Source organism: Acidimicrobiales bacterium (assembly GCA_035531755.1).
In the GTDB taxonomy this organism is placed as follows: Bacteria; Actinomycetota; Acidimicrobiia; order Acidimicrobiales; family UBA8190; genus DATKSK01.
Genome location: DATKSK010000019.1, coordinates 1 through 16,750 on the forward strand (window position 1 = coordinate 1; position 16,750 = coordinate 16,750).

At 73.3% G+C, this 16,750-nt stretch carries 14 protein-coding genes and 1 tRNA gene; 8 read left to right on the forward strand and 7 right to left on the reverse strand.

Annotated features, from left to right (window positions below):
• Positions 1–157: FAD-dependent oxidoreductase (locus VMV22_04095; protein ID HUY21502.1), on the reverse strand; the 157-nt coding region annotated here is incomplete at its 3' end.
• A gap of 120 nt (positions 158–277) precedes the next feature.
• Positions 278–1,522 (reverse strand): hypothetical protein, encoded by a 1,245-nt coding sequence (locus tag VMV22_04100; GenBank protein HUY21503.1) that lies wholly within the window; start codon positions 1,520–1,522, stop codon positions 278–280.
• 201 nt (positions 1,523–1,723) lie between these two features.
• Here VMV22_04100 and VMV22_04105 point away from each other — a divergent pair, with 201 nt between their 5' ends.
• The 5 genes from VMV22_04105 (at position 1,724) to VMV22_04125 (ending at position 7,686) form a co-directional block, all read left to right on the forward strand.
• Complete coding sequence (locus tag VMV22_04105) at positions 1,724–3,388, forward strand: ABC transporter substrate-binding protein (GenBank protein HUY21504.1); 1,665 nt, start codon at positions 1,724–1,726, stop codon at positions 3,386–3,388.
• Positions 3,389–3,398: 10 nt separating this feature from the next.
• The gene (locus VMV22_04110; GenBank protein HUY21505.1) at positions 3,399–4,343 is read left to right on the forward strand and encodes an ABC transporter permease; all 945 of its coding nucleotides are present in this window, start codon (positions 3,399–3,401) and stop codon (positions 4,341–4,343) included.
• A complete protein-coding gene (locus VMV22_04115; GenBank protein HUY21506.1) occupies positions 4,336–5,283 on the forward strand; it encodes an ABC transporter permease in 948 nt (315 codons plus the stop codon). The genes VMV22_04110 and VMV22_04115 overlap by 8 nt, the downstream gene beginning before the upstream one ends.
• The gene (locus tag VMV22_04120; protein ID HUY21507.1) at positions 5,283–6,425 is read left to right on the forward strand and encodes an ABC transporter ATP-binding protein; all 1,143 of its coding nucleotides are present in this window, start codon (positions 5,283–5,285) and stop codon (positions 6,423–6,425) included. The genes VMV22_04115 and VMV22_04120 overlap by 1 nt, the downstream gene beginning before the upstream one ends.
• Positions 6,426–6,501: 76 nt before the next feature.
• On the forward strand, positions 6,502–7,686 hold the full coding sequence (locus VMV22_04125) for an ABC transporter ATP-binding protein (protein ID HUY21508.1): 1,185 nt from the start codon (positions 6,502–6,504) through the stop codon (positions 7,684–7,686).
• A 117-nt stretch (positions 7,687–7,803) separates the two neighbouring features.
• Here the strand turns inward: VMV22_04125 and rpsA are convergent, their stop codons facing one another.
• From rpsA to VMV22_04150, 5 genes are all read right to left on the reverse strand, one after another.
• Positions 7,804–9,333: a 30S ribosomal protein S1 gene (gene rpsA, locus VMV22_04130; GenBank protein ID HUY21509.1), complete on the reverse strand. Its 1,530-nt coding sequence runs from the start codon at positions 9,331–9,333 to the stop codon at positions 7,804–7,806.
• A gap of 185 nt (positions 9,334–9,518) precedes the next feature.
• Positions 9,519–12,323: a DNA polymerase I gene (polA, locus tag VMV22_04135; GenBank protein ID HUY21510.1), complete on the reverse strand. Its 2,805-nt coding sequence runs from the start codon at positions 12,321–12,323 to the stop codon at positions 9,519–9,521.
• Between the two features lie 80 nt (positions 12,324–12,403).
• Entirely contained in the window at positions 12,404–13,000 is a 597-nt protein-coding gene (locus VMV22_04140; GenBank protein HUY21511.1) for a response regulator, read from the reverse strand.
• 32 nt (positions 13,001–13,032) lie between these two features.
• Positions 13,033–13,326: a hypothetical protein gene (locus VMV22_04145; protein ID HUY21512.1), complete on the reverse strand. Its 294-nt coding sequence runs from the start codon at positions 13,324–13,326 to the stop codon at positions 13,033–13,035.
• Positions 13,327–13,406: 80 nt separating this feature from the next.
• Positions 13,407–13,490 (reverse strand) — tRNA-Leu (locus tag VMV22_04150).
• Between the two features lie 167 nt (positions 13,491–13,657).
• Between VMV22_04150 and fabD the strand changes: the two genes are divergently transcribed.
• Genes fabD through fabG form a run of 3 tightly spaced genes read left to right on the forward strand, consistent with a single transcriptional unit; the run spans position 13,658 to position 16,631 of the window.
• Positions 13,658–14,902: an ACP S-malonyltransferase gene (fabD, locus tag VMV22_04155; protein ID HUY21513.1), complete on the forward strand. Its 1,245-nt coding sequence runs from the start codon at positions 13,658–13,660 to the stop codon at positions 14,900–14,902.
• Positions 14,899–15,876 (forward strand): beta-ketoacyl-ACP synthase III, encoded by a 978-nt coding sequence (locus VMV22_04160; protein HUY21514.1) that lies wholly within the window; start codon positions 14,899–14,901, stop codon positions 15,874–15,876. The genes fabD and VMV22_04160 overlap by 4 nt, the downstream gene beginning before the upstream one ends.
• The gene (fabG, locus tag VMV22_04165; protein HUY21515.1) at positions 15,873–16,631 is read left to right on the forward strand and encodes a 3-oxoacyl-ACP reductase FabG; all 759 of its coding nucleotides are present in this window, start codon (positions 15,873–15,875) and stop codon (positions 16,629–16,631) included. The genes VMV22_04160 and fabG overlap by 4 nt, the downstream gene beginning before the upstream one ends.
• Positions 16,632–16,750 lie beyond the last annotated feature (119 nt).

Below are 16,750 nucleotides of genomic sequence, written 5' to 3' on the forward strand. Positions count from 1 at the left end.
TCCCGCCGACCACGTCGTCGGCCTCGAGCACCATGGCGTCGCGCCCCGCCTTGGAGAGCTGGTAGGCGGCCGTGAGGCCGGCCGGCCCTGCGCCGATCACCACCACCGGCCGGTCGTCGCGCCACGCCGTCGTCTGCGTCACCTCACCCAGCTCCACTTCGTCCGGCTTCCGGTCTCGGGGCAGGATACCGCCGCCCGTGGCCCGCTCCGGGTACCCCCCCGCCCCCCCGTCCCCCGGTCCCCCCGGTCCGCGGACGTCGGGGCAGGGCCGCAGCCCTCAGGGCACGTACAGGTCGGTGAACGCCAGGACGGCGTAGACCACGAGGCCGGCGCCGGCCAGGACGAGCACGGCGCGCTCCATGCGCTCGCCCGCCGTGACCGTCGCCCCCGCGAGCACGAGCGGGAACGCCGACAGGGCGTAGCGCTCGAAGCCGTCGAGGTTCGAGGCCGTGAGCGCCACCACCAGCACGGCCGCGGCCAGGGCACCGAAGCTCGCCGGCCAGTGGCGCAGGGCCACCACCACCAGCCCGAGGGCGAGCAGCGCCCAGGGCAGGTGCAGCGCGGACCCCAGGTGGCGGCCGTGCGCCAGGAGAGAGGTGTCGTGCGCCAGCGTCCGCACCGGGTCGGCCAGCCGACCGCGCAGGGTGCCCTGCTGCTGGACCCGCAGCGGGGCCAGGGCGTCGCCGTAGCGCCAGCCGACCCATCCCAGGAACGCCGCCAGCCCGGCGGCGGGCCCGACCACGGCGGCGGCACGCGCCACGCGCTCGGCGACCGGCGCGCCCCGCAGGCCCCGCACGGTCTCGACGACCGCCGGCACGACCAGCATCACCCCCAGGGGCCGGGTGGCGCCGGCCACCAGACCGAGCCCCGCCGCCCACCACCAGGCGCGGGCGCGCAGGGCGAGCAGCATCCCCACGCCGAGGGCCATGAGCGTCCCCTCGGCGTACCCCATGACGGCGGTGAAGGCGGGCGGCGCCAGGCACGCCAGCCAGGCGGCGCGCCGGGCCAGCGCGTCGTCGCCCGTCTCGCGCCGGGCCAGGGCGGCGAGGAGCGCCACCGCCACGAGCGCCGAGGCGTTGGCCACCACGAGCAGGGCGGCCCCGATCCCGACACCCGGGAGCGACGCCAACGCCCGTACCAGCAGCGGCACCACCGGGAAGAAGCGCAGGGCGGCGTGGCCCGCGCCGGCGTAGCCGTGGCGGGCGATGGACTCGTACCACCCCGCGTCCCACCCCAGCAGGCCCTGGTGGGCGCGCGCCGTGGCGGACGCCGAGGCGTGGGTGCGGTCCACGACCTGGCGGGCGAGCACGAGGGCCGCCACCACCACCACGCGGGCCACCACCCAGGGCAGCACGGCGGCGCGCAACCCCCACCACAGGCCGGGGCGAGCGGACCCGCCCCGGGTCCCCGGGGCGGCGGCGGCAGCGGACGCGGACGGCGCGCCGGCCGAGTCGCCGCCCGGCGGGGACGGGGCGGCCCGGGACACGGCCGGCGACGCCTGGTCTGCCCCCGGGGCCCGCATGCCCGCATGCTAACGACGCCGGTCGCCCCGACCGGGTGAGGCCCCGGCGCGGGCACAGCCGGGCCGCGGGCCCGAGCAGGCCGAACGACGGCGTGTGCCCCGTCGTTCGGCAGTGTGCCGTCTACCATGGCGCCGCGAGTGCCACACAGCGGGCCGCGCGCCCGTTGCGAGGCGAGGGCGAGGCGAGGGCGAGGGGGACCGATGGCTGACTCCGCGGATCGGTACGATCGGCGGGCGTTTCTGGCACGGGGCGCCTCGACGGCAGCCGCCATGGGGCTCGCCGGCGTGGGGGTCCCGGCGCTGCTGTCGGCCTGCGGCACGTCCACGACGACCAGGTCGCACGGGTCGACGCCGGGCGTGGGCACGGGCACGCCCCGGCGCGGCGGGTCGGTGACGGTCGGGCTGAACTCCGAGATCGACGGCTTCCTCCCGGCGAGCAGCCACTTCGACAACTCCGGGATCACCTACGCCAACACGGTGTTCGACAGCCTGACGCGCGTCGGCGCCGACGGAACGGCCAAGCCCTACCTGGCCAAGGCGGTGACGCCCAACGCCGACATGACGGCGTGGACCATCACCTTGCGCCCCGACGTGTCGTTCCACGACGGCTCCGCGTTCACCGCCGACGTCCTGGTGGCCAACATCGAGGCGTTGCGCCACTCCCTGCTGACGTCCCAGGCCCTGGCGCCGGTCTCCGGCGTGACCGCGACGGGCGACCTCGAGGTCACGATCAGCCTGGACGAGCCGCTGGTGGCGTTCCCCCACTACCTCGCCACCCAGATCGGCTACCCCGTCGCCATGGCGCAGCTCACCACCACGAACACCACCCACCCCATCGGGACGGGGCCGTTCATGTACGAGTCGTGGGAGCCCAACGACCACTTCACCGCCGTCCGCAACCCCAACTACTGGCGCCACGGGCTTCCCTACCTCGACGGCATCACGTACAAGCCGATCCCCCAGGACCAGTCGCGCGAGTCCTCGCTGCGGTCGGGCACGGTCGATCTGATGGTGACCCGCGACCCCCACGTCATCCGGGACCTCGGCCACGCCACCGGCTACCAGCAGATCGCCGACCTCAACCAGGCGCACGGCCAGACCGACATGGACTTCATCATCCTCAACTGCGCCGCCGACCCCACCAACGACCTCATGGTCCGCCAGGCCCTCGCCCACGCCATGGACACCGAGCAGATCGTGAAGCTCTTCGGGGCCGGCGTCACCCAGCAGAACACCAGCCTGTTCCCACCGGGCTCCCCGTACCGCCCGGCGCACAACGGCTACCCCGCCTACGACCTGAACAAGGCGAAGCAGCTCGTCGCCCAGGCGGCCCCCAACCACGGCGGGTCGATCACCATCACCCTCGACACCGTCACCGACCCCCGCCTGCTCGAGATCATCCAGGCCATCGCCAACATGTGGAGCCTGGCCGGGGTGCACGTCACCGTGGGCCAGGTCGAGCAGGTGACCTTCATCGACAACCTCGTCACCAGCAAGTTCATGGCATACACCGACGAGCAGTTCTCGGCCTCGGACCCCGACCTCAACTACGTGTGGATGAGCCCCACCACGGCGAACCCGCCGATCTCGCTGAACTTCAGCCGGAACAAGGACCCGCTCCTGGAGGCGGCGCTCCAGCGGGGTCGCACCAGCGCCGACCCCGCGGTGCGGGCCGCCGCCTACCAGACCGTGGACGAGCGGCTCGCCGCCGACCTCCCCTACCTGTGGTTCTCGCGGGCGACGTGGTCGCTCACGGGCACCACCGCCGTCGCCAACTTCAACAACATGACGCTGCCCGACGGCTCGCTCGACCGTGGCTTCGCGTCGGGCGTCTTCACACCCACCTCGACGTGGCGGACGGCCTGAGACTCCCGGGATGATCCGTTACGTCGGCACCCGGCTGCTCCAGTTGGTGGTGATCTGCTTCCTCATCTCGGTCGCCGCCTTCCTCCTCGTCCACCTCCTGCCCGGCGACCCGACGCTCGCCATCCTCGGCCCCAACGACACGCCGTCGGCCCGCGCCACGCTGTTGAAGCAGCTGGGTCTCAACCACAGCCTGGTCGTGCAGTACTGGACGTGGGTGAAGAACATCTTCCACGGCAACCTGGGGGTGTCGTTCCTCACCAAGCAGACGGTGAGCAACGCCCTGAGCGTGGCGGTGCCGATCGACCTGGAGCTCGTCATCGTGTCGCAGGTCATCGCCCTCGTGGTCGCCGTCCCCCTGGCGCTCGTGGCGGCGCTCCGGCCCAACAAGGCCTTCGACCGGGTGGCCACCACCACCACCTTCGGCTTCCTGTCGTTGCCCACCTTCGTGGCCGGCCCGCTGCTCGTCCTGCTGTTCGCCGTGGAGCTCCACGCCGTGCCGGCCACCGGGTTCGTCCGCCTGTCGCAGAGCTTCGGATCCAACCTGAAGTCGGTGATCCTCCCCTCGGTCACCCTCGCCATCGGGTCCATCGCCGTCTACTACCGCCTCCTGCGCGCCGATCTCATCTCCACGCTGCAGGAGGACTTCGTCACCATGGCCCGCGCCAAGGGCCTGTCGACGCCGTACATCATGCTGCGCCACGTGCTGCGCCCGTCGTCGTTCTCGCTGCTGGCCGGGGCGGGCATCAGCATCGGCACCCTGTTCACCGGGGCCTTCGTGGTCGAGGTCCTGTTCCAGCTGCCGGGGATCGGGTACCAGCTGGTGCAGGCGATCTACGCGCGCGACTACCTCGTTGTGCAGGGCATGGCGCTCGTGGCGGCCGTGGCGTTCGTGGTCGTGAACTTCGGCGTCGACTTCCTCCTCACCCTCCTCGACCCGCGGGTGCGGCGTGGCTGACGGACACCTGCGCGTGTCCACGGCCCCCGGTGAGATGGTGGCCGCCGACGCCGGGACCGAGAGCGTCCTCGCCATCGAGGCGATCCCCGGGGCGACCGGCGCGGCCCCGTCCAGGCGCACGGGGTTGGGCGCGCTGTTCTGGGTGTGCGCAGGCTGGGTGGCGCTCATGGCCCTGCTGGCCATCCTCGCCGGCGTGCTCCCGCTCAAGGCGCCGAACTTCCAGGACTACTCGGCGGTCAACGTGGGGCCGAGCGTCCACCACCTGCTGGGCACCGACGACCTCGGGCGGGACCTGCTGGCCCGCATCATCTACGGGTCGCGCGTGTCGCTCGTCATCGGGTTCGCCCCCGTGGCCATCGGCCTCGCCGTGGGCGGGTCGCTGGGCCTGCTCGCCGGCTACCGCGGCGGGGTCGCCGACAGCCTGCTCAACGCCCTGTCGTTCGTGATCCTGGCGTTCCCGGCCCTGCTGGCCATCATGGTGATCGAGCGCTTCTGGCAGCCCATCTCGCTGTTGAAGCTGATCGTGCTCTTCGCCATCGTGGCCGCCCCCCAGCTGTTCCGCGTCATGCGGGCCACCACCCTGTCCTACGCGGGCCGCGAGTTCGTGGTGGCGGCGCGCGCCACCGGCGCCACCACGCGGCGCATCCTGCTGCGCGAGCTGCTGCCCAACACGCTGCCGGCGGCGGCCTCGTTCGCGCTCATCGGCGTGGCCATCGCCATCGTGCTCGAAGGGGCCCTCGCCTTCCTGGGACTGTCGGTGTCGCTCCCGACGTCCTCGCTCGGCAACATCATCAACGCCGGGGTGAACAACGACAACCTGACGCTCAACCCGTACATCGCGCTGTGGCCGTCGCTCTACATCTTCCTGCTGCTGACCGCCCTGAACCTCATGGCCGACCGGCTGCGCTCGTACTTCGACATCCGCGAGGTGAAGCTGTGATGTCGCTGCGCCGCCGGCCGCAGCTGAGCTTCCCCGACGTCGCCTCGCTCGAGGGACCCCTGCTCGAGGTCGAGGACCTCCACACCTCGTTCCGCACGGCACGCGGCGTGGTGCGCGCCGTCGACGGGGTGTCGTTCACGCTGGCGCGCGGGCGCACCCTGGGCGTGGTGGGCGAGTCGGGCTCGGGCAAGACCGTGCTCGGCCGCTCGATCATGGGCCTGCTGCCGGGGGCCAACGTCGAGCGCTCGGGGACGGTGCGCTTCTCGGGCCACGACCTCACGGCCATGAGCCTCGCCGAGCTCCGCGAGGTGTGGGGCATGCAGGTGGCCATGGTCTTCCAGGACCCCATGACGGCGCTCAACCCCGTCGTGCGCGTGGGGCGCCAGATCACCGAGTCGCTGCGCCTGCGGGCCGGGCTCGACCGCAAGGGCGCCCAGGAGACGGCGGTGGCGCTCATGCAGTCGGTGGGCATCCCCGACCCGGTCCGGCGCCTGCGCAGCTACCCCCACGAGCTGTCGGGCGGCATGCGCCAGCGCGTGATGATCGCCATCTCCCTGGCGTGCGGCCCCAAGCTGCTCCTCGCCGACGAGCCGACCACCGGCCTCGACGTCACCGTGCAGGCCCAGATCCTCGACCTGCTGGCCACGCAGCAGCGCGAACGGCACATGGGCATGATCCTCGTCACCCACGACCTCGGCGTGGTCGCCAACCGCACCGACGACATCGCCGTGATGTACGCCGGGCGCATCGTGGAGCGGGCGCCCACGGTGGAGCTCTTCGCCCACACCCGCATGCCCTACACCGAGGCGCTCATGCGCTCGATCCCCCGCATCGCCGACCCCTCGCACACACGCCTGCGGGCCATCCCGGGACGGCCCCCGGACCTGGCGGCCGAGGCGCAGGGGTGCCGCTTCGCCCCTCGCTGCCCCTACGTCCAGGACCGGTGCCGGGCGGAGGAGCCCCCCCTGCGCACCGCCGGCCAGGACCACGTCTTCCGGTGCTGGTACCCGGTGGGGTCCCCCGAGGGGGCCGACGCCCTCGCCCGCAACGTGACCGCCATGGTGCCCGCCGCCCTGGCCTTCACCGGGACCCGCGTGCGCGACGTGGCGGTGGCCCCCGACGGGGCCCGGGCGCCGGCATGACGGGGCAGGGCGTGACGGGGCAGGGCATGACGGGGCAGGGCGTGACGGGGCGGGCCGTGAGCGGGACGGACCGCTGATGGCCGGGAGCGGCACCGCCCACATGCGCGGCGGCGACGTCCTGCTGCGCGCCGAGCACCTGGTGGTCGAGTTCGGGTCGGGGGGGCACCGCGTCCAGGCCGTCTCCGACGTCAGCTTCGACGTCGCGCCGGGCGAGACCCTCGGCCTCGTGGGCGAGTCCGGGTGCGGCAAGTCCACCACCGGGCGCGCCGTGGCCCTCGTGCACACGCCCGACTCCGGCACCGTGACCTTCGACGGCACCGATCTCACGGCGCTGTCGGCACGCGAGCTGCGCCGAGCCCGCACCAAGGTCCAGATGGTGTTCCAGGACCCCATCTCGTCGCTCAACCCGCGTCGGCGGGTCCTCGACGCCGTCATCGACCCCTTGTCGGTGTGGGGGATCGGCACCAAGGAGGAGCGCCGGGCGAAGGCGCGCGCCACGCTCGACGCCGTGGGGATCGACCCCGACAGCGCCGGGGGTCGGCGGCCCATCGAGATGTCGGGCGGCCAGTGCCAGCGCGTCAGCATCGCGCGGTCGCTCATGCTCGACCCCACCGTCCTCATCTGCGACGAGCCGGTCTCCGCGCTCGACGTGTCGGTGCAGGCGCAGATACTCAACCTGCTCCACGACCTGAAGCGTGACCGCGGGCTCACCATGGTCTTCATCGCCCACGACCTCGCCGTCGTCAAGAACGTCAGTGACCGGGTGGCGGTGATGTACCTCGGCAAGCTGTGCGAGGTGGCGCCGCCCGACACCCTCTACCACCGGCCCCAGCACCCCTACACCGAAGCGCTGCTGACGTCGATCCCCGAGCCCGACCCCGCCTCCGCCAGGAACGGGGCGGCGCCCTTGTCGGGCGACCTGCCGTCGCCGATCAACCCGCCCTCGGGGTGCCGGTTCCGCACCCGCTGCCCGTACGCGCAGCAGACGTGCGCCGACGAGGAGCCCCAGATGCGCGCCATGGGGCCCGACCACTTCGTCGCCTGCCACTTCCCTCTCGGGTCGCAGGGCCCGGGTCAGGCCGCCGATGGGCCCCCGTCGCAGATCGCGGCCACGCCGAGCGCTCCCCCGCCCCCGCCCCCGCCCCCGCCGAGCCCGGCCGTGGCACCACCATGGCAGCAGCCGCCGGCACCCCAGTCGGCGGTGCCGCCGTCCCCGCCCGACGAGCCGAGCGAGCGGCCCCCGCTCTGGCTCAACCCGTAGTCCCGCCGGTCCCGGTCCCGACGCGGGCCGCCGCGGGAACAGCCGGCGACGGAACCGTCAACGTCGAAACCGCCGGTGTCGCGCCTGCCGACGACGAAACCGACGGCGTCGCGCCGATCAGGCCGGGGCGTCGCCTCCGGCATCGCCGACGGCAGGCTCGGCCGGCGCCGCGGGTGCCTCGGCCGCGGGTGCCTCGGCCGCGGGTGCCGCCGGTGCCGCGGCTTCGGCTGCGGGTGCCTCGCCTGCGGGTGCCGCCACCGGCCCGTCCGGAGCCCCCGCAGGGGCGACGCCGGCCGGGGCCTCCACGCCCTCGGGCGGGGTTCCGTGCTCGGCCACGTACTCCGCCCAGGCCGCCTGGGCCTCGGTCTCGGGCGTGAACTCCGTCCCGCCGTAGTCGAAGCCGATGTAGTTGCCCTGCTCGTCGTAGGCGTGCTCGCCGAAGGCCTCGCGGTACTCCTCGGAGACCTCGCCGCCCTCGGCCGCCTGCTTGATCGACAGGCTGATGCGCCGGCGCTGCAGGTCGATGTCGATGATCTTGACCCACAGCTCCTCGCCCGGGGTCACCACCTGCTCGGGGAGGTCGACGTGGTGCCCGGCCATCTCCGAGATGTGCACGAGGCCCTCGATGCCGTCGCCCACCTGCACGAAGGAGCCGAAGGGCACGAGCTTGGTGATCCGGCCGTAGACGAGCTCTCCCACCTGGTGGGTGTTGGCGAAGTCCTGCCACGGGTCGGTCTGCGTCGCCTTCAGCGAGAGGCTGATGCGCTCCTTGTCGAGGTCGACGTCGAGCACCTCGACCTCGACCTCGTCGCCCACCGAGACGACCGACGACGGGTGGTCGACGTGCTTCCAGGACAGCTCCGACACGTGGATCAGACCGTCCATGCCCCCGAGGTCGACGAAGGCGCCGAAGTTCACGACGGACGACACGGTGCCGCGCCGGCGCTCGCCCGGCTTCAGGTTCACGAGGAACTCGCCGCGCTGCTCCTTCTGGGTCTCCTCGAGCCACGCCCGGCGCGACAGCACGACGTTGTTGCGGTTCCGGTCGAGCTCGATGATCTTGGCCTCGATGGCCCGGCCCACGTAGGGCTGGAGCTCGCGGACGCGCCGCAGCTCGACGAGCGACGCCGGCAGGAAGCCGCGCAGGCCGATGTCGACGATCAGGCCGCCCTTGACCACTTCGATGACCGGGCCCTTCACGACGCCGTCGGACTCCTTGATCTTTTCGATGGTGCCCCACGCCCGCTCGTACTGGGCGCGCTTCTTGGACAGGACGAGGCGTCCCTCCTTGTCCTCCTTCTGGAGGACAAGGGCCTCGATGTGGTCACCGAGGCTGACGATCTCCGAGGGGTCGATGTCGTTACGGATGGAGAGCTCGCGCGACGGGATGACGCCCTCGGACTTGAAGCCGATGTCGAGCAGGACCTCGTCCCTGTCGATCTTCACGACCTTGCCCTCGACGATGTCGCCGTCGTCGAAGTCGACGATGGTGGCGTCGATGGCCTCTTCGAGCGAAGCGCCGCCCAGGTCGTCCTCCACGATCGCCCGGGGGACGTAGGCCCCGGTCTCGTCGAAGGACCCCATGGGGGTGCCGGAGAGCAGTGCGGTGGCGCCGGGTACCTCACCGGCCGCCGCGGCGGGTGTCACCGCCGGGTCAACTGTGCCGGTGGAACCGGCAGCGTCGTCGGGCATGAACTTCGGAACTCGCTTTCGGGAAAAGGGCACCGCACGCCTCGAGAGGGCGTGCGGGTGGCCACCGGCGGCGACCGGTCGACAAGCCTAGCAACAACCGTCCTGAGCTGCGCCGGTGGCGCATCGGGGCACGTCCGCGATCAGGCCTTGGCGTCCGCCCACGACGCGCCCCACGATGCCGACACCTCGAGCGGCACGGCCAGCTCGGCGGCGTCGGCGACACCGGCCATGACCGTGGGCACCAGGTCCCCGGTGACCGCTTCCTCGTCGGCGGGCACCTCCACCAGCACCTCGTCGTGCACCTGCAGGACGACGCGTGCCGCCAGCCGCTTCTCCTCGAAGGCGACGTCGAGGCGCACCAGGGCCACCTTGAACAGGTCGGCGGCGAGCCCCTGGATGCCGGCGTTCATGGCCTGGCGCTCGGCCGCCATGCGCAGGTTGCGGTTCGGCGAGTGCAGGTCCGGCAGCGGCCGGCGCCGGCCGAAGAGCGTCTCGGTGTACCCGCGCGAGCGCGCCTCGGCCACGGTCGTGTCCATGTAGGCCCGCACGGCGGGGAAGGCCTCGAAGTAGGCGTCCAGGATGACCTGGGCCTCGGACGGCTCGATCGACAGGCGCTGGGCCAGCCCGTAGGCCTCCATGCCATAGGCCAGCCCGTAGGAGACCATCTTGGCCCGGTTGCGCTGGGCCGTGGTCACGTCCTCGGGCATCACGCCGAAGACGCGCGCCGCCGTGGTGCGGTGGATGTCCTGCCCCGTGGCGAACGCGGTCACCAGCCCCGGGTCGTGCGACAGGTGGGCGATGACGCGCAGCTCGATCTGGTCGTAGTCGGCGACGAGCAGCCGGCAGCCGTCGGCGGGGATGAACGCCTTGCGCAGACGCCGCCCCTCCTCGGTGCGGACGGGGATGTTGTGGAGGTTCGGCCGGTCCGACGACAGCCGGCCGGTGCGGGCCACCGTCTGGTGGAACGTGGCGTGGATGCGGCCGTCGTCGCCCACCTCGGCGAGCAGGCTCTCGCCGTAGGTGGAACGGAGCTTCTCCACCTCCCGGTACCGCAGCAGCGTGTCGACGACGGGATGCTGGCCCCGCAGCTTCTCGAGGGTGATGGCGTCGGTCGAGAAGCCCGTCTTCGTCTTGCGCCCCGGCGTGAGGCCCAGACGGTCGTAGAGCACGGCGCGCAGCTGCGGCGTGGAGTTCACGTTGAACGTCTCCCCCGCCAGCTCGTGGATCTGCGCCTCGAGCCGGGCGCACTCGGCGACCAGCCCGTCGGCGATGCGGCGCAGCTCCTCGGCGTCGACGCGGATCCCCGCCACCTCCATGCGGGCGAGCACGCGCACGAGCGGGCGTTCGACCTCGTCGTGCAGGCGCACGAGCCCGGCGCGGGCCAGGGCGGCGCGCATGGGGGCGAGCAGGAGGCCGAGCGCGGTGGCGTGGCGCCCCGCGGCGGTGGACAGCTCCTCCTCGACGGCGCCGTCGAGTGCCAGGCGCCCGGCCGACTCGGCCGCCACGCCGGCGTCGAGGGCGATGCCCAGCTGCACGTCCACCACGTCCTCGAGCCGGTAGCGGCCCGAGGACGGGTCGAGGAGGTAGGCCGCCACCGCCGTGTCGAGCTCCAGGCCGGTGAGGTCGACGCCCTGCGGGAGCAGCGTGCGCATGAGCTCCTTCGACCCGTGGGCCACCACGGGGGCGCCGCCCACCCCGACAAGGGCACCGAGGGCGCCACGCACGGCGTCGTCGTCGAGCAGGGCGCCGTCGAGCCACAGGGGCCGGGCAGCAGCGGGCGCGTCCCCGGAGCCCTCGTCCCCGGAGCCCACGTCCCCGGAGCCCACGTCCCCGGAGCCCTCGTCCCCGGGCGCGCTGTCCAGGGCCATGCCCACGAGGGGGGAACGGCCGGCCTGCCCCGACCACACCGGGGCCAGGGCCACGGGACGGCGCGCCCCGGCCAACGCCGAGAGGGCCGCCACCGCCGCCGGCACGTCCGGCAGCACCTCGGCCACCACCGAGGTCAGGTCGACGCCCGGCGGGGCGGGCACGCCGGGGGCCCGGGGCAACGCCTCATCGCCGTCGCCGCCCATCAGGGGGGCGAGGCGCTGCCACAGCGACTTCAGCTCGAGGTCGCCGAACACCCGCTTGACCTCGTCGGCGTCCCACCGCCCCAGGGCGAAGTCGTCGATCCCCACGTCGAGCGGCACGTCCCGGACGAGCGGGATCACCTGGGCGTTGCGCCGCACCTGCTCCTCGTGCTCGGCGAGGTTCTGGCGCAGCTTGGGCGTCTGCTCGGCCAGATGGGCGTAGATGCCGTCGAGGTCGCCGTACGCCGTGACGAGCTTGGCCGCCGTCTTCTCACCCACGCCGGGCACCCCGGGGAGGTTGTCGGACGGGTCGCCGCGCAGCGACGCCAGCGTGGGGTACGAGCGCGGCGGCACGCCGGTGCGCTCGACGATGCCCGCCTCGTCGTAGACGACGGTGTCGGAGATCCCCCGGCGGGTGTACATCACCGTGACGTGCGGGTCCTCCACCAGCTGGAAGGTGTCGCGGTCGCCGCTCACCACGACGACGGCGCGCCCGGCGTCGCGCGCCTGGGTGGCCAGCGTCGCCAGGACGTCGTCGGCCTCGAAGCCGGCCTTCTCCACCATGACGATGCCCATGGCCCCCAGGACCTGGCGCACGAGGCCGAACTGCGGGACGAGGAGGTCGGGGGTCTCGGGCCGGTTGCCCTTGTACTCGTCCACGATCTCGTCGCGGAAGGTGGCCTCGGGGCGGTCGAAGGCCACCGCGATCCCGCCGGGCTGGTTGTCGCGCAACAGCATGACCAGCATCGACGTGAAGCCGTGCACGGCGTTGGTCACCTGGCCCGCCTTGGTGGCGAGGTCGATGGGCAGGGCGAAGAACGCCCGGAAGACCAGGGAATTGCCGTCGAGCAGGTACAGCGCGCCCCGGTCACCCATGCCCGGCATCCTAGGTGTCGGCTGCTCGCCGTCACCCGCCCCCGGTCAGGGCGCGACAGGCCCGGGCCGGTGGTCCGGGGTCAGGGCGACAGGGCCCCGTCGATGACTTCCTGGGCCACCTGCTGCATCCGGACACGGCGGTCCATGGCGTTGCGCTGGATGAAGGAGAAGGCCTCGGCCTCGGCCAGCCCGTTGCGGTCCATGAGCACGCCCTTGGCCCGGTCCACCATCCGGCGGGTCTCGAGCTTCTCCTCCAGGGTGGCCACCTCCTGGGAGAGGCGGGCGTGCTCGTCCTCGATCGCCCGGTACTCCTCGAAGCGCGCCATGGCCACCTCGATGGCCGGCACGAGCTCGCCGCGCTGGAACGGCTTCACCAGATAGGCGGCCACGCCCGCGTCACGCGCCTCCTCGATGAGGTTGCGCTGGCTGAAGGCGGTGAGGATGAGCACGGCCACGCGATGGTTGGCCGAGATGCGCCGGGCCGCCTCGATGCCGTCGATGCCAGGCATCTTGATGTCGAGGATGGCGAGGTCGGGCTCGTGCTCGGCCACGAGGTCCACGGCCTCGTCGCCGCGACCGGACTCCCCCACGACCTCGTAGCCCTCGGCCTCGAGGATCTCCTTCAGGTCCAGACGGATGATGGCCTCGTCCTCGGCGATGACGACGCGCTTGCCCATGCGGCGGTTTCTCTCCTTGCCCGGGGGTCCGGCTATCGGGGCTCGACGGCCAGCTGGCCGAGGAGCTCGTCCTGGCGACGTTCCAGCTCGCCGATGGTGGTCGCCAGCGCGGCGCGCGCCCGTTGGGCCGCGTCGGCGGTGCGCTGGGCGTCCGTGTAGTCGTGCCCCGCCAGGGGCGTCTCGGACACGAGCGAGCGGATCCTGGCGTCGTCGGCCGCGTCGTTCAGCACCATCAGCTGCTCGTCGAGCACGGCCAGCTCCTCGCGCACCCGCACCAGCCGACCGTGGACGTCACGCAACGATCGTTCGACGAGGGACCTGCGCATGCGGGCGAATTCTACGCACATCCCACCCGGGGCCCTCGGCGCGCCGTGCCGAACACCCGTTCGGGGGCGGCGGCCGCCGGTGCCCGAGGCGGGATTCGAACCCGCACGTCCTTGCGGACAATGGCTTTTGAGGCCATCAGGTCTGCCTATTCCCTCACTCGGGCGCGTGCCGAATGGTAGTGGGAGGGGCGCACCCGGACGTGGCGCTGATGACCTGCCGGTAACGTGACCGGCGCCTCCCGGACGTGTCACCCTGGGGCACGCCCCCGATCGAGACGTGTCACCCTGGGGCACGCCCCCGATCGATCGGTACGGGAGAAGAGGAGTCCGAGTGCTGGCGTTCACCTTCCCGGGTCAGGGCTCGCAGCGACCCGGCATGGGTCGCGCCTGGCTCGAGCACCCGTCGTGGGAGGTCGTCGACGAGGCGTCGGCGGTCGCCGGCAAGGACGTCGCCCGCCTCCTCCTCGAGGCCGACCAGGAGGAGCTCACGCTCACGGCGAACGCCCAGCTCGCCACGTTCGTGCTGAGCCTGGTGGTCCTCGACGCCATCGAGCGCGTCGGCATCGAGCCCACCCTGTGCGCCGGGCACAGCCTCGGCGAGTACACCGCCCTCGCCGCCAGCGGTGCGCTCGGCTTCGACGAGGGCGTGCGTCTGGTCGTCGAGCGCGGCGCGGCCATGCACCACGCCGCCCAGGAGCGGCCGGGGACCATGGCGGCCGTGATGGGCGCCGACGACGATGCCGCCGAGGCCGCCTGCCAGCGCGCCGAGGGCGAGGTGTGGGTGGCCAACTACAACGCGCCGGGCCAGGTCGTCATCGCCGGCACGGCCGAGGCGGTGACGGTCGCCGGGTCCATCGCCAAGGAGCTCGGCGCCCGCAAGGTCATCCCCTTCCCGGTGGCGGGCGCCTTCCACACCACGCTCATGAGCCCGGCCCGCGCGTGGCTGCGCAAGGCGCTGTCGGGCACGCCGTTCTCCGACCCCGAGATCCCGGTGGTGGCCAACGTCGACGCCCGCGCGCACAGCGCCGCCGACGAGTGGCCGGGGCTTCTCTCCGCCCAGTTGTGCAGCCCGGTGCGGTGGCGCCAGAGCCTGGAGACCCTCGCCGGCCTGGGCGCCACCCGCTTCGTCGAGGTGGGTCCCGGCGGCGTGCTCACCGGCCTGGCCCGGCGCACCCTCCCCGGTGCCGCCGCCAGCGCGGTGGCCACCCCCGACGACCTCGACACCCTGGTGAACGCCATCGCCGGCAGTGAGACGTGGCAGGCCTACGCCGCCGCCCACCAGGGCGAGCACCTCTACACCTCCGAACGCGTCGTCATCTCCCCGGCCGCCGGGATCTTCGAGCCCGTGGCGGGGCTGGGCGCACCGGGCCCCGCCGGCCTCGGTGCGGCGGGCACCGCCCAGCCCGGCCACGAGGGAGTCCCGGTCGCCGTCGGGGACCTGCTCGGCACGGTGGGCGCCGCCGAGGTCCGCACGCCGTTCGCCGGCATCGTCGTCGGCTTCCTGGCCCACCCGGGCGAGCGCGTCTCGGGAGGCGAGCCCATCGCGTGGCTGCGCGTCCCGACGGAGGGCGCGTGACGACCGCTGGGGGCGCCGTCATCACCGGATGGGGCACCGCGCTGCCCGACACCGTGGTGACCAACGCAGAGCTCGAATCCCGCCTCGACACCTCCGCCGAGTGGATCGTCGAGCGCTCGGGGATCTGCGAGCGGCGCGTGGGCGGGACGGTGTCGTCGCTCGCCGCCGACGCCGGGCGGCGGGCCCTGGCGCGCGCCGAGGTGTCGCCGGCCGACGTCGGCCTGCTGGTGCTGGCCACCTCCACCCCCGACATGGCGGTGCCGGCCACCTCCGCCACGGTGCACCACGCCCTCGGCCTGTCGGGCGGGGCCTTCGACGTCAACGCGGCGTGCGCTGGATTCGTCTACGCGCTGGTCGCCGCCCACGGCGCCCTGCGGGCCACCGGCGCCGCCCACGCGCTCGTCATCGGCGCCGACTGCCTGTCGCGGATCACCGATCCCACCGACCGTGCCACCGCCGTCCTCTTCGCCGACGGCGCCGGTGCCGTGGTGCTCGAAGCCCGCGACGACGACGGCCTGCTGTCGGTGGACCTCGGCATCGACGGCAGCGGGTACGACCTGCTGACGTGCCCGCACGGCGGCACCATCGCCATGGAGGGCAAAGAGGTGTTCCGGCGGGCCGTGCGCGTGACGGTCGACTCGGCATCGGCGGCACTGGCGGGCGCCGGGATCGCCGCCGACGAGGTGGCGTTGTTCGTCCCCCACCAGGCCAACCTGCGCATCATCGAGGCGACCGTGGCGCGCCTGGGCATCCCCATGGACCGCGTGGCCGTGGTCCTCGACCGCACGGGGAACACGTCGAGCGCCTCGGTGCCCCTGGCCCTCGCCGACGCCGCCGACGCCGGCCGGCTCCGGCCCGGCGACAACGTCCTGCTGTCGGGGTTCGGCGCCGGCATGGCCTGGGCCAGCATGGTGCTGCGGTGGGTCGTCGACACCGGTACCGGCTCCACGGGGCCGACCGGAGGTGGCCGGTGAGCGGCGGCGCCGGGGGGACCGGCGCGGGGCGGGTGGTGCTCGTGACCGGCGGGTCGCGCGGCATCGGCCTCGCCTGCGCCCGGCGCTTCCAGTCCCTCGGGGACCGGGTCGCCGTCACCTACCGCACGGCGCCGCCCGCCGGGCTCGCCGGGACCGGGCCCGACGACGTCGACCTGCTGCCCGTCGAATGCGACGTGCGCGCCCCCGAGCAGGTGGACGCGGCGTTCACCGCCGTGGAGAAGGCCTTCGGCCCCGTCGAGGTCCTCGTGGCCAACGCCGGGGTGACCAAGGACACCCTCCTGCTGCGCATGGGCGAGGAGGCGTGGCACGAGGTGCTCGACACCAACCTGTCGGGCGTCTACCGCGTGGTGCGCCGGGGCCTCGGGCCCATGGTGCGGGCCCACCGGGGGCGCATCGTCCTGGTGTCGTCGGTGGTGGCCTTCCTCGGCTCACCCGGCCAGGTGAACTACGGGGCCGCCAAGGCCGGCCTGGTCGGCCTGGCCCGCTCGCTGGCGCGCGAGGTCGGCAGCCGGGGGATCACCGTGAACGTTGTCGCGCCCGGCGTGGTCGACACGGATATGATCGCCGGCCTGGGAGAACAGCGCGTGGATCAGCTCCAGGCGATGGTGCCGTTGGGCCGCAGGGCGGAGCCCGCGGAGGTGGCGGGGGCGGTGGCGTTCCTCGCCTCGGCCGACGCCGCCTACATCACCGGTGCCGTGCTCCCGGTCGACGGTGGCCTCGGCATGGGGATGTGAGGTGCGAGCAGGCACCGGAGCAGGCCCACCCCCGGTGAACGAGGGCCGGCGGTGACACGACCGCCGGCCACACGGGCGGCGGTGAAACCGGTGGAACAAGCCGGTGGAACAAGCCGGTG